13 protein-coding genes are annotated in these 13,430 nt (G+C 46.4%); 1 reads left to right on the forward strand and 12 read right to left on the reverse strand.

From position 1 onward, the window contains the following. Positions 1-64: 64 nt before the first annotated feature. The 12 genes from R2083_RS11895 to R2083_RS11950 form a co-directional block, all read right to left on the reverse strand. A complete protein-coding gene (locus R2083_RS11895) occupies positions 65-1,006 on the reverse strand; it encodes a type II secretion system F family protein (protein WP_317538584.1) in 942 nt (313 codons plus the stop codon). 72 nt (positions 1,007-1,078) lie between these two features. Continuing rightward, positions 1,079-2,053, reverse strand: coding sequence for a type II secretion system F family protein (locus R2083_RS11900; RefSeq protein ID WP_317538585.1), 975 nt, complete (start codon positions 2,051-2,053; stop codon positions 1,079-1,081). Between the two features lie 17 nt (positions 2,054-2,070). Continuing rightward, complete coding sequence (locus R2083_RS11905) at positions 2,071-3,438, reverse strand: CpaF family protein (RefSeq protein ID WP_317531465.1); 1,368 nt, start codon at positions 3,436-3,438, stop codon at positions 2,071-2,073. Between the two features lie 23 nt (positions 3,439-3,461). Beyond that, positions 3,462-4,658 (reverse strand): AAA family ATPase, encoded by a 1,197-nt coding sequence (locus R2083_RS11910; RefSeq protein ID WP_317538586.1) that lies wholly within the window; start codon positions 4,656-4,658, stop codon positions 3,462-3,464. A gap of 181 nt (positions 4,659-4,839) precedes the next feature. Then, positions 4,840-5,301: a TadE/TadG family type IV pilus assembly protein gene (locus tag R2083_RS11915; RefSeq protein WP_107804424.1), complete on the reverse strand. Its 462-nt coding sequence runs from the start codon at positions 5,299-5,301 to the stop codon at positions 4,840-4,842. Further along, on the reverse strand, positions 5,298-5,747 hold the full coding sequence (locus tag R2083_RS11920; protein ID WP_181258475.1) for a TadE/TadG family type IV pilus assembly protein: 450 nt from the start codon (positions 5,745-5,747) through the stop codon (positions 5,298-5,300). The genes R2083_RS11915 and R2083_RS11920 overlap by 4 nt, the downstream gene beginning before the upstream one ends. A gap of 49 nt (positions 5,748-5,796) precedes the next feature. After that, positions 5,797-7,095 carry a Tad domain-containing protein gene (locus tag R2083_RS11925; protein WP_317538587.1) on the reverse strand — a complete coding sequence of 433 codons (1,299 nt, stop codon included), beginning with the start codon at positions 7,093-7,095 and terminating at the stop codon, positions 5,797-5,799. 57 nt (positions 7,096-7,152) lie between these two features. After that, entirely contained in the window at positions 7,153-7,473 is a 321-nt protein-coding gene (locus tag R2083_RS11930; RefSeq protein ID WP_317538588.1) for a tRNA dimethylallyltransferase, read from the reverse strand. A 10-nt stretch (positions 7,474-7,483) separates the two neighbouring features. Continuing rightward, complete coding sequence (locus R2083_RS11935; RefSeq protein WP_317538589.1) at positions 7,484-9,181, reverse strand: type II and III secretion system protein family protein; 1,698 nt, start codon at positions 9,179-9,181, stop codon at positions 7,484-7,486. Continuing rightward, the gene (gene cpaB, locus R2083_RS11940; RefSeq protein ID WP_317538590.1) at positions 9,178-9,999 is read right to left on the reverse strand and encodes a Flp pilus assembly protein CpaB; all 822 of its coding nucleotides are present in this window, start codon (positions 9,997-9,999) and stop codon (positions 9,178-9,180) included. Before cpaB ends, R2083_RS11935 begins: the two co-directional genes overlap by 4 nt. A gap of 466 nt (positions 10,000-10,465) precedes the next feature. After that, the gene (locus R2083_RS11945) at positions 10,466-11,005 is read right to left on the reverse strand and encodes a prepilin peptidase (RefSeq protein WP_317538591.1); all 540 of its coding nucleotides are present in this window, start codon (positions 11,003-11,005) and stop codon (positions 10,466-10,468) included. 153 nt (positions 11,006-11,158) lie between these two features. After that, complete coding sequence (locus tag R2083_RS11950; RefSeq protein ID WP_107804417.1) at positions 11,159-11,338, reverse strand: Flp family type IVb pilin; 180 nt, start codon at positions 11,336-11,338, stop codon at positions 11,159-11,161. Between the two features lie 486 nt (positions 11,339-11,824). On the opposite strand from R2083_RS11950, the gene R2083_RS11955 reads away from it, so the two are divergent. Beyond that, positions 11,825-13,237, forward strand: a complete 1,413-nt coding sequence (locus tag R2083_RS11955) for an ATPase (protein ID WP_317538592.1) — start codon at positions 11,825-11,827, stop codon at positions 13,235-13,237. Positions 13,238-13,430 lie beyond the last annotated feature (193 nt).

The raw sequence follows: 13,430 nt of genomic DNA on the forward strand, positions 1-13,430 counted from the left end.
TCAACAGGCAAATGATGGTTAATAGGGATTGCGTAAATTTGCACATGGATTTTGGTTCCTTTCATTAACTACCCGACAGGGTAGGAAGCAGTGTTTTGGAAACACCAATAATTGCCGGACCAACCATAACCACCAACAAAGTCGGCAAAATAAACAAAATTAGCGGAAACAGTAGCTTGAGTGCTATTTTGGCTGCGGCTTCCTCAGCGCGCAACCGCCGTTTGGTCCGCAGCATATCGGAGTGAACCCTCAGAGATGATGCAATGCTAGTACCAAAACGATCGGCTTGGATCAACATGGCAACCAATCCCTCTATTTCTTCGACACCGGTGCGTAATGCCAGATTGCGTAATGCCTGATCCCGGCTTCGGCCTGCCCGCATTTCCAAATTCACCAGATGAAGTTCTTCAGACAAGGGTTTACATTTTACATACATTTCTTCTCCGACCTTCCGCATGGCAGCATCCAATCCTAATCCTGCTTCGACACATACCGTCATCAGATCGATAGCATCGGGAAAATTTTCAAATAAATCTCGCTGCCGTATCTTGATGACATAGTTCAGAACTACATTAGGCAGGTAATAGCCTGCAGTTACCAAAGCTAGAAAAACGATCAGCGAAGTATCATTATTTAGCTCCAAACCACTAATGCCTGCATAAAGCAGGAAAATACCCGGCACTAGCATTGCCAAAAGTGTTTTGCCTCCAAAGTAGAAAAATGGCACTGATTGGGAGCGGTAACCTGCATGCATGAAGAGAGTTCGCAGCGGAGAGCTTTCCCATCCTTCGCTTGGTAAAGAAAGTGAAGCAAATGGGCTTGTGAGCTTATTGGCAACTTCTTCCCATGGATTGGACTCATTTAAGGCGGATGTTGCATGTTCAGATGCAATTTGATCTAAGCGCGATTGCACTGGGTCAGGCGTCAGAAGCCGCATCAATCCAAAAACACCCCCAGCTACGGCGATGAAAATGATGACAAGATATAGTATTTGAATCATGGTCATGATTATTACTCCAGGTTACTTTTCGTAGGGCTGCCGCCAATAATTAGAATAGATCGATTCTTCAGGCAAGTTCTAAACCCGGATTTTAATAATTCGCCACATGGCAAAAATTCCGGACACCATCATTGTTAATGAAGTGCCGACTAGCAAACGCCCCGTGGGATCCGTGAACAATATATTTACATATCCGGGGTTAACAAAATGAATAATCATTGCCATGAAAAAAGGCAGACATCCAAGAATCCAGGCCGACAAGCGCCCATCTGCTGACAACACACGAATGGTTCCCAGTAGTTTAAGACGCGCGCGGATCAAACTGCCGATATTTTCAAGTAACTCTGCCAGATTACCGCCGCTTTCCCGTTGAATTAACACGGCAATGACAAGATAGCGCAGATCAGTGCTGGGTATGCGGATACTCAGATTCATCAGGGCATCCTGCATCGGAATACCATAATTGATTTCATCGAAAGTAATTCGAAATTCAGTGGCTATGGGATCGGCGCTTTCGCTGGATACCATTTGCAATGCGCCCGAAAAAGCGTGACCTGCTTTTAATGCGCGCGCCATCAAATCGATGGCATCCGGCAATTGTTCCTCAATTTTTAACAAACGCTTGTGCCGTGCACTCAACACCATCAAAACAGGGAGTGAACCGCTCAATGCAAAGCAGAGTAGCGTAAATGTAAAGTTCAGATTGAACAATGTTGCGACAGCCATCCCGCCAGCTGCCGATAGGCAGGAGTAACCCAAAAAGCTGGAAACACTTAGTTGCAAGCCTGATTGAATCAGTAGGCGATCCAGGCTGTGAATGCGGGGAATTTCCATCAACAGGCGCTCCAACGTTGGAGAGTCACTCAACAAACGTTGCTTGATCAGATTATGCCCGGACGAATCTTCCCAACCGGCTGAAATGGCCTGTAACCGTTTTTCGATACGTACGGCTTCTGGTCCCTTATAAGTATTCCAAAGCAGATAAAGTCCTTCCAGGAGCAATACGATTGCAATGAAAATCATTGAAATAAAGAAATAATAAGTGTAGTCCATTTTTACAAAGCGCCTTATTATTTAAAAATTCTATCTGGATCGAACAATTCATCACGCAAAGAAACACCAAATACTTTCAAGCGCTCGGCGAATTTTGGACGTACACCCGTTGCATGAAAATGTCCTTGTATCATGCCATTATTGTCCACACCCATTTGTGTGTAGGTAAAAATCTCCTGCATGGTAATAATGTCACCTTCCATGCCCGTGATCTCCTGGAGACTGATCAATTTACGTTTTCCATCCGACATGCGGGAAACCTGCACAACGACCCAGATTGCGGAACTGATTTGTTGCCGTACTGCTTTGGCAGGGAGATTCGTCTCCGCCATGTTAACCATGTTTTCAATCCGGCTCACGGCATCTCTGGGCGTATTGGCATGCACTGTAGTCATAGAGCCTTCATGACCGGTGTTCATGGCTTGCAGCATATCCATGGCTTCCGAGCCGCGCACCTCGCCAATAATGATCCGGTCCGGCCGCATGCGCAGACTATTCCGGACTAATGCGCGTTGTGTGACCTCACCTTTACCTTCCACATTGGGTGGACGCGTTTCAAGTCGAACAACATGTGGTTGTTGCAATTGTAGTTCTGCAGCATCTTCGATCGTCACGATCCTCTCGGTTGCTGGAATAAATCCGGACATGATATTAAGCAGGGTGGTTTTACCGCTACCTGTACCGCCAGAGATTAGCAAATTGCATTTACTTTTGACCAACCCTGCAATCACTTCAGCCATTGCTGGTGTCAACGATTTATTTTGAATCAGATCATCTATCTTTAATGGCGAAACTGGAAAACGCCGGATAGACAAAAGCGGGCCATCCAAAGCCAACGGGGGAATAATGGCGTTGACGCGGGAACCATCCGGTAACCGGGCATCAACCATGGGACTGGATTCATCAACGCGGCGGCCGATTCTTGACACGATGCGGTCTATGATTCTCAGCAAATGACGATTATCGGCAAAATGAGCACCGGTAAGTTCCAGTTTACCGCGGCGTTCCACATACACTTGCTTGTACGTATTGACCAAGATATCTGATATCGTCGGGTCGGCCAGCAAAGGTTCCAATGGCCCAAGACCGAGGATCTCATGTTGGATATCAGAAACCAGACTGCCCCTTTCGGTCAGATTAATAGGTATTTTCTCTTCAATGAGTAATTGTTCTACAAGGGTCCTGAGCTCATTCGTCAAACGATCCGGCGGCAGCTTCTCCATCACCGAAAGATCAACGCGATCGAGCAGTTTTTGGTGTATTCTGGATTTGAGTTCATGAAATGAACTCTTTTCAAGCTTTAAACTATCTTCCATGACGAATACCTGTTCAGGTACAGCCGTATCGCTCTCACCCCAGCGTTGCAAACGATCTCGTATAGACATAATCAATAATCCGTTAAATGATGTTAAGAAAATAGTTTTCTAAACCAGCGTTCCTGTTGCTCTGTGCTCTGACTCAGTTCATTGCCGATATCCTCTACTGCTTTGGCGATGGGACTACGTGGAGCGAGTTTATGCACCGGTACACCATGATTCACTGATTCATCGACTACGGAAAAGTTATTGGGAATCGATTTAAAAACCTCGCATTTGAGCGTGTTCTGAATATCGTCCAAGGTAATCTGGCTTTTTTTGTCATAACGATTAACAACTAGCCGCAACTTGTCTTTGTGATAGCCTAATGACCGGAACACATCAATCAGGCGCTTAGCATCGCGTATAAATGGCAGCGTCTGTTGCATTACAGGGAAAATCATGTCGGCTTTGTCGAGCGCCTGGACGGACACGGAATCCATACGGCGGCCAATATCAAGAATGACAAAATCATAATTCTTGATAGCAACCTGCAGTATCGGATTGACATGCTCGGGCTTTATTTCCGTTGCTTTTTCCGGCTCATCCGGCGCAGCCAGTATGCCCAGGTTGGGTGTGATCTGGATCATGCTGGAAGCCAAGAACGCGCCATCAAGCCGGTGAATCTGCCGGGCAACATCTGCTATGGAAGCCGGAGATTTACTGTCACTAAGAAATAATGAAGCGTCTCCCAATTGAAGATTGAAATCGATCAGAGCTACCCGCTGATTATTCTGCGCCGCCAGTGTATAGGCCAGATTGGCTGCCAGGAAAGTAGCGCCGCTGCCGCCTTTGCAAGGAATAAACGCCAATACTTTGCCGTTTCTAACGGGCATACTGGCTTGCTTGATTCTTTGTTGAAACCGGTTAATTGCACTCAAGAGCGAATCGCGAGTCGGTGGCGTCGGCAGCGCTTCCCGGACACCGACACGCATTACCTCCAATAATCGTTCCGGCGATGGGTTCGGGCATAACATGATAACGCCTAGACTTGGAAAACGTGCTGTTACATTACCCAGAATATGCAGATCATTAGTTTCATCCTCGGAGCTTTCCAGCAAGAGCAGATCAGGATGTTCCTGCTCAGCCACTGCAACGGCTTGCTGCATACCGCCATTGATGGATATTAGCGTATAGGGTTGTTCCTGGTTCGAATCTTGAGAGAATTGGTCGGATCGATCAAACTCAGACAGAAATTGACTTATACTTTCCAGAATTTGTTGTTTTCGTGAAACTGCGGCGATAATCATTTTTGTTCCTCTGAATTGTTAATCACTACGCATTGAATGAAGGCGCTGCATGAGTCCGTGCGGCATTATTAGTAGTAAGGTATGGGCGCAAGCAGGATAATCGCTGCTGATCTTGTGAAATAGCCATAATCATCAATGTTGAGTTCCTCGTTATAGATACGAATGATTTATTCATGACGTTTTATGCGCAATCAGGATTGGCGCTATCCAGGCTTTCGCGCGGCAACGTTGTGCTAAACGGCGGCATTTCGATGTTCAGCGGCACCAGCGGAACAAAAGTGGATACGGTCAACCCTGAAATGCTAACCGTTACGGACCTGCAGGAATCGGGATCGCAGCTATTGCCATCTTTATCAATATATTCAACAGAAATATTGCTGCTATCCAAAATGTTCAGCATGGACTGCATTTTCGTTTTGACTGCCGCTGCATCCTGATCGCACACGACTGCCAAGCGTGCACCCAGCCGTGTTGCTTCCGTTGCGGTATTCCAGTAATGCAGCACACGGCTGAATTCCATGATACCGATCAGGAGTGTAAACAGCACTACGGCAATCAAGGCAAATTCAACGGCAGCAACACCGCACTGCTTGAATCGATTAACCGGTACGAATTTTCGCTGGAATCTCAGAGTAGATCTCATGTTTGCCTCATCGTGGCGCGAATATCGCCAAATGTAATCGATTCATCGCCACCACCCGTGAGCGTGCGAGGATCCAACAAGAAATTAAATGTGTATCCGGTAATTCTGACCTCGACCAGGGTAATGGATGCGCCCGTTGAAGTCGTCGTAACGATGGGATTGATGCTGACCATGCTGGTAGTCAATCCCGGTAACAGCGCATCTCCGCTACAACCGGTATTGCCATATACGGCAAGGCATTTTGCTTCGATCTGCGTTTCTGAATAATCACTACTCGTCGGATTTAAGTGCGAGAGATGACGTACCGAATCACGCACTGACTTGACAAGTGTATTGTACTGATACAGCGCCCGGCCGAACTCGGACACTCCCAACACAAGCAATAGCAACGGGATCAACAGTATGGCAAATTCCACAGCAACCGCGCCCCGCATCGTTTTTGGCATGCTACTCCTTGGATTTCTAAGCGGAAATTTTGTCTGATTCATGCTGTGCTTACCTCACGAGCGCCGGGACCATCGGACCAACTCCAGTAGGGCCGGCGGGGACACCATTGGTGGCGCATGGACTGTTGGCCTGATTCGAGCGCCCCAAGTACTCCAGATACATCCGGTCAGCGCCGGTGCCGGTACCCCCCGCAGAATTATTAATGGGATGCAACATCAATATGCATGCCCATGCCGAGACAGCAGATGTCGTGCCTTTCTTTAGGCCATCGCAATCAACGATAGCAGCCGTGGCCAGTCTGCGATCTGCACCGTTAGCGTTGAGGTAAGTGGAACTTTCCACTTTTCCCGTCGTTTTTAATCCGGTGGTTTTATCGCCTTGATAAGCCGCATTACTTCCTCGTTTGCTCTGGAAGTCGGAAAATGCACCAAATTTTGAAGGCCAGCTATCTTTATAATCGGTGTAAGCGTAACCGCTATAGTCGGGTATCGAGTCACCCTCCTTGACACTACCTTGATATATGCCAAAACGGCTATTCCAGTCATTGGCTAAGGAAGATTTGACACCCGCTTCGCCCACATTCGTACCCAAAGCGGGAAGATTACAGACACCGGGGCCGGTTAGCTGTCCAGCCAGCTCTGCAGCGCCACCGGCGGGTGGCGTGAAATCAATCCACATGAAATTTCCAGTTAGATCAACTGTATCGCCTTTTTTGCCACCTTTTCCTGGGCCGAGCACACTGGTTATCCATGTGCCAACTGGCGTGCTAGCCGGAACATCGCTACTGCATATTCCAACCGGCACGGCGCAGGAAGTGATCTGCGATGGCGAAAGCGTAGCCACGGCGCTAGCGGAAACCATTTGATCGCCAATACTGATACCCGGCAGAATATTAAGTACCTGAATGAGGAAGTTGCCAATACCTGTACGACTGGCTTCGCAACGCACAAACCGCATATCAGTTGCTCCTGGGCCAGTAAAAGCTGACAGATAACCTCCCGTCAGCGATGTACTGAAGGTCACACCGCTAATAACGACCTGCTCATCCTGAAATAGCACATCGTGCAGTTCTCCGGTAGTAATGCCCGCTGCCTCGGCCAGTGTGAGCTGATTGGTGTTGGCGCCTGTCAATTCACGCGCGGCTGCCAGCGCGCAGGCATCAGCACTGTTTTGCAGCTCGGTCTTGGCTACATAGAGTCTGCCCAGATCCAGCGCAAGACCAACAAAACCGATCAACAATGCCATCGATAGTGCCACCAAAACTGCCACAGCCCCGCGCTCTTTTTTAATGTTCAGGTTTTTACCCTTCCATTTTTCTTCCAAACCAGGAATACCCAAGCCGCGCATAAACAATCCCTCTGAAGATAGTTACTAATTCAATATCGCTGAATAATGCCGATCAGCCTACTGTTGCGGACTACCGCCACCCCCACCCGCGGTTCCTCCACTGGTGCCAACGTTCAATGCACCGCGAGCAGGAGCCGGACGGTTGATATAGGAATCCCGGTAATTGTCGATCATGGCGTCGCCAGCTTGGCCATCCACCCCTCTCACTGGGGTAGTATCCAAGGAAGCATCAGGATTGACGGTCTGTTGCGCTTTCGCCATGCCAACCGCATTACCGAATCTGGAATCCATTCTTTTAGGCGGATGTGTGACACACGCCGTTAATGCCAGTAGCATGATGGGCAGGCATATAGTTGCATTAAGCGATAATTTATTCATAGTCATATCCTTATTTCATTTGAAATCCACTGGGCTCAGCGCTGCTCGCCGGATTACCCGATTTTTCGATCATCTGCTGAGGAGCATCTTGATTATCCGATGGATCATCCCGACGTTCCAATCGGCCTTGCAGCAGGAATTCTCCGCGTCCTGGTCGTATGAATGCATCCGTAGGAACGCTATGATCAGGCTGCATTGGTTGTACCAAACGTGGTGTAACGATAATCATCAACTCAGTTTTGTCCATCAGAAAATCACTGCTGCTGAACAGGGAGCCCAGGACAGGTACTTCTCCAAGCATTGGGAAGCGTTTGATTTGCTCCTTGAAGTTATCTTGCAATAATCCACCGATTGCCAGTGATTGGCCATCGCGGAGCTGCACGGTGGTTGAAATACGGCGGGTCTTGAAAGTCGGCACCGCAACAATGGCACCAAGACCTGTGGAAGCAACTTGTTGGAATGACACCAATTCGGAGACTTCGGGATTGACACGCAAATTGATGCGGCCTTCTTCCAGTACAGTAGGTAAGAAAATCAATCCAACGCCAAATTGTTTGGATTGCAATCTGACCGTGCTGCCCACCCCGGAAGAAACAGGAATCATGATTTCGCCACCCACCAGAAAACTGGCTTCTTGTCCGCTGATCGCAACGATATTGGGTTCAGCAAGAATTTTGATCACATTGTCTTTTTTCTCGGCATCAATTAGGAAAGAACCACCTTCACTGGAAGCAAATGGCAACCCGGTAGCCACTGGATTCTTTCCGAGCAATAAGCCTGCTGGACTACCGCCAATCAAGCCCCCCACTATTTGAGTCCAGGCACTTCCGGATTTTCTCAGAGCGCCTTGAAAATCAAATCCCAGTTTTTCGGCTTCGGTCCGGTTTACTTCAGCCACCTTGACTTCCAACATGACTTGCTGATTGTCCCGTACTCCCATCAGATTGATGACTTTGAAATTGCCTAGTCCTGCACCTGCACCTTGTGAGTTCTCATTATGTTGTGAGCCTTGCCGCAATGTTTGCATAGCCTGCATTCCACCCATCCCCCCCATTCCACCGCCTCCTGCTTGCGCTCCAGCACTAGGTTGATCTCCTTGACCACCTCCTTGAAGATTCAGCATCATATTGAGGATTGACGTACGCAGAAAAGCTTCGGCCAGAGCGACAACCCGGTCAGCTTTTAGGGTATTCGAGACCATGCCAGACACAATCAGCGAATCACCTGCTGCAGTAATTTGGATATCTTTCTCGTCCGGCATAATGGCTTGCACTTGCTGTCTCAGCGCTGTGACATCCATTAGAACATTGACATCAATCACCGTGGATTTGCCATCCTTGGTCCACAGTGTGATATTGGTCATGCCGACAATCTTGCCTAAAACATAGACCTCCTGTGGATTGATCATCATGACATCAGCGACGCTGGGACTGCCAACCGAAATACGCTTGATGGCATTGGGTAATTTCAATAGCGTTGATTTACCCAGCGTCACATCCAGTTTGGCCGCACCCGTCTGCGACAAAAATTGGTCAGGCAATGCTTTTTGTTCCGTTTGCATTGCAACTGTTTTGACCGGTGGTGTTGTCTGAGCCATTGCGTGCGGCTGCAACACCAGCGTTAATGAAGCCAAACCAATTGGCAAAAGAGCAGGGAAATAACTTCTAATGAACGTTATCGGGAAGTTGTTGATGAACAGTCGTCTCATTTGCCTCGTCCTTCTGACAGTTTGGTTTCGGTTTTACTGGTTCCACGAATTACTGCAATCGCCTCGTAGTGCGGGTCCCTGGAGCGATAAACGGTTTTATGTTCAGCAGATGCCGCTGGAGTTGGCACGGATCGCTTGAGCAGATCGTGAATGCGCCGCCCATGCGTGTCGATGTGTTGACCATCTACCTGATTGCGCAACGCCAGGGAAAGTGTGCCAATGTTTCGTGCAAGATCGAGAACTTCGGCTTGTTCGGGAGATACTTCCAGAGTCACGGCAGTAACGACTTTGGGCTTGGTATCGTCTCGCCCGACATCCTGTGCGATGGCAAGTACCAGAATTTGTTCCAGCACCAGTTTCGAGAAAGGGTTATGGTTTTCATCCTTGGCGCTGACCAGAATATCGACAAGATTGCCCGGCAATGCGAAACCGGCAACGCCGATGACATCGTTGACTCGTACCGTAATGGCTCGTTTACCTTCGGCAATGACACCTGAAAGACCACCCGAGGTGCCAATCGGAGCCAATTTAGATTCCAGTACGGGCTCTCCGGTCACTAGATGCGTTTTGAGTACCCGGTTTCTCAATAGCTCGCCGTCCTGAAACGAGCCGACAGGCATGCTGCCGCTTGGCCAATCCGCTTTTTTCAACATTTCGGGAGTTAATCGCGTACCGGCATCGATATCGCGTAGCGCAACAAACACCGCTGAAGCGTCAACACGCGTTTGCTCATTGATCCACTTTCCCGCAACCACAACGGCCGCTAATCCCAGCAACAGTGAAACCACAATCATCAAGAGTGCTCTGTTATTTTTCATTTTTACAATCCTAAGTTTCTAATCTTTTGAATCGTGCATGGCACGACATAATGGATAACTTATAAATAAAAAGTTATCCAACGCCATAACTTCATGCTTCAAGTGAATCTTCTATTCTTACGGTTTGATTGTAGGAAAGATTAGGGTGAAGTAATTCCAGGATCAAGGCGGTAATTACAGGTTAATTCTGTTTAATGGTTTTAGTGCGGAGATATATCTATAAGTTTAATAAAGCTTGAGAACGATGAGGCAGTATATTTTCAACACCCAAAGCTGTGTGAAAATGGAAAACAGATATTTATATCTCTGACGGTGCAAGATAAATAATTAGTGATTGGATAATAAACACAGTGCATCATCTTTCGCAGAATCTGCATTACCCAGCATAAAATTCGAGATATGATTCTGTAGTTTAAAGCAGTAATTTAAAGAACTTTAGGGAACCCCATCGTTACCAATCAATTGATTACTGGAAGTGTTTCATGGCCAGAAAGAATCCAGTTCCAGCTGTTATTGCGATGGCATAGGGTAGTTTTCCGGCAGATTGGGATGCTTCAGCAGAAAATGAAGGATTATCCTTGAAGCATTCGGATTTCGAAGTCGACAAGACTGGCAGACATAACAGAATGACATTATCGATCATTCTGCGCAGTTTTCCGCGCCACAATGAAAAAACCAAGGCGAGTAATCCACCGGCAACAAGTGTATAGAGAAACACCCAGAGAATATCATTTTGCCCGACAAATACTCCAATCATTGCCATGAGCTTGGCATCCCCTGCACCCATAATGCGCAACAGATAAAATGGCAGCAACAGTAATAAGCCAAAACCCAATCCGATTAAGGAATCCAAGAATCCCGTTTCTGCAAACAGAAATGTGTTCAACGCAATGCCTAATACAGTGCCTGTAACGATCAAATTGTTTTTTATCCGATAATCGTAAAAATCTTGCCAACAGGCGATCATCAGTAATACCGCTAGAACAAGAAACATTGGAAGAAACATGACATAATCTCCCGGCTATGGTTATTTAAAAAGGCCATCCAACTCAGCCTGGATGGCCTTTCGATAAGAAACTATGCACCCGATTACAGAGAACAGCAAAAGGGAGAAAATTTGACCTCTTCTTTCCTTCTGTTGACTCTACGCGATCTGCAATTATGGTGCTGGAAGCAGCCCAGCTACGCCGTTAAAATAAGTAGTGAGTGCAGTACCAAGCGGGGTACCGGCTGCCAAAACCACTGCTCCAACAGCTGCAATCATGATAGCGTATTCCACTGCGGTTACACCTGATTCGTCATTCCAGAATTGTTTAACTTGTTGTACTAATTTTTCCATGATTTCTCCTTTAATTAAGATCAGTATTGCCTATTTATCAAAATAGACTTGCCTAAATGCGGCAAGTGATTTTCAAACTTAAGCACTTTTTCAGAAGTTTCTTACAAAAATATAAAAAACACTTTGCATCAGTGGTAATCATTGCTTACTGACTACTTCTAATTACGCACAGGTGCATTCTAGGGATATTGCCTTTTCCGAACCATAGTCAATAAGTCCTTTTTTATTAGTATATTAGTCGGAGTATTTATTAGTTCATTCGTACTATTAACTTTTAATTGTTACAGCCGACTTTACCCCCGGTTTAAACAGTTGTTTCTGATGGTGCAATTTGCAAAGAATCTGTCGCTTGAATGAAGAAATGTGATCACTAGCCGTTAACCTGAGCTTGGATTCTTGAAGAGAATCAAGAATTCAGTGGATTGGAGCATTTACTTCTAAAATTGAAAGAGAGCGTGTGATATGGCGAATTCTATTGGCAGGTTATTGATTAAAGAAGGTTTGATTTCCAATGCGCAGTTAGCTCAGGCGAGAATCGATCAAACGCAAAATAGCGGGAGACTCGAAGACAGTCTCGTTTCATTAGGTTTTCTCACATCCGAGCAAGTAAAGGGAATACTACATCCTGTGCCACCCATACCGTTAAGAATAATAAATACAGGATTAAGCGAGGTTTTCCTCAGTGATCTATTACTGAAAATTGCCTACCAGGAAGCGGGTGCTTTTACCTTGCACCAAATCGCCAGCAAACTATGCCTTCACTACAGTGTGATCAATGAACTCATTGAATTACTCAAAGCGGATCATTTAATTACGATTCGTTTAGCAGCCGGTTATGGGCGGGAAACTCAAGTTTTTGAATTAACACAGCGCGGCCGGGAAAGAGCGGAAATGGCCATGAATATTAGTCTTTATGCGGGCGCCGCACCGGTTCCGCTGAAAGACTATACAAGTATCCTTTCCCAGCAATATGTTCAACAGATCCAGATAGATAAAGCATGGATACGAGAATCGCTCAGCCATATGGTGATAAGTGAGAAGTTGCTTGATCAATTGGGTCCGGCTTTTAGCTCTGGGCGTGCAATCTTTCTCTATGGTCCGCCAGGGACGGGAAAATCAAGTGTTGCAGAAGCATTAGGACGGGCATTACCTGATCATGTCTACATACCGCAAGCCATAGAAGTAAGCGGGCAAATCATTCGTATTTTTGATCCTGCCATACATTTTGAAATTGCTGACAAAACCGATGAGCACATGCACCTCGATATAAATGCCAATCTGAAGCATGATCCGCGGTGGATAAAATGCCACCGCCCGGTCGTAATGGTTGGTGCGGAATTTACAACTGAAATGCTCGACTTACATTGGGATAGACATAGCAAGTTTTATGAAGCGCCGGTCCAAATGAAAGCCGCGAATGGCGTGTTCATTCTGGATGATTTTGGCCGGCAAAAAATGTCTCCGCGTGAAATGCTCAATCGTTGGATTGTTCCGCTTGAACGTGGAACAGACTTTCTATCCTTACATACCGGCATGAAATTCGAGATACCTTTTGATCAGATTAACATCTTCTGCACTAATCTTCGCCCCTCAGATTTGGTTGACGAAGCTTTTTTGCGCCGTATCCGTCACAAAATAAAGATAAATTACTCAACCGAAAGTGAATATAAGGAAATTTTGCGGCGTGTTTGTGCCATGCAAGGTATTTCATTCAACGAAGATGTGGCTGATTATCTTATCGACACATACTATCGAAAAACCGGGCGAGCACTGACGAGTAGTCATCCGCGAGATATTATTGATCAGATAATCGATTCTTCTAGATATTTTAAACAATCGCCAACATTTACCATGTCGACAGTTGATAAAGCGGCAACTAACTATTTCATTGAAATGTGAATCCCTCCATAGTTGGATTCTTTTAACTGTAAAAATATCAGGGTTGTTTACAGAGGAGGTGGCATTATTCAAACTCTTATAAGGCCTAATGGTATTGTAGAAGTTAATGAAAACGAAGAAGCTGAATGCGTTCACTTTCTATCACTCGGCTTTTCAGGTCTTCACTACATGTTTCCGCGTCCAAACCAATCTC

It is taken from the genome of Nitrosomonas sp. Is35 (assembly GCF_033063295.1).
In the GTDB taxonomy this organism is placed as follows: Bacteria; Pseudomonadota; Gammaproteobacteria; order Burkholderiales; family Nitrosomonadaceae; genus Nitrosomonas.